The following is a 469-nucleotide window of genomic DNA, read 5'->3' as shown; positions in this document are numbered from 1 at the left end:
AGCCTCAGCCGCAAGCCAGCTTCCCATGGAGTGAGCAAGGATCGTGACATCATCGACATCGGGACTTTTCGCGGCCTGAAGGATCAGATCTTCGAGCGCACGGCGCGAATAATTGGCGCTCTCCTTGTCGTAGAGATAATCGAACACGCGGCCCCTGGACGGCCAGGTGAACAGAATCGGCGCCGCATCGGTTCCCGAGTCGTGAACGATCTGCGCGAAGCGGAAGACAGCGTCTGCATAGGTGTTATTGAAGCCATGCACGAAGATCAGGACCTGACGCTTGGAGTTTCTATTCTTTCGAAACCAGTCGAAGGCCTGACGTTCGGAGGCGATTTTCGCGACCTCCGTGACAGCGAACTCCTTTTCCGGATTGGGCGGCATGCGGGACGGCCATTGTACCTCGCCAATCTTGCGGTTGCGGTCGGGAGGTATAGACACCTCGACACTATTGAGGGAGATCGCCGTGCCG

General features: G+C 57.6%; 1 protein-coding gene. It reads right to left on the bottom strand.

Features of this window, described 5'->3' with window-relative positions; genetic code table 11:
* Positions 1-469: alpha/beta hydrolase (locus PY650_RS36770; RefSeq protein WP_285885026.1), on the bottom strand; the 469-nt coding region annotated here is incomplete at both ends.

Source organism: Martinezella calliandrae, assembly GCF_030272695.1.
Taxonomy (GTDB): Bacteria; Pseudomonadota; Alphaproteobacteria; order Rhizobiales; family Rhizobiaceae; genus Rhizobium; species Rhizobium calliandrae.
The sequence above is the reverse complement of the archived record's forward strand: the minus strand, read 5'-3'. Positions and strand labels throughout refer to the sequence as shown.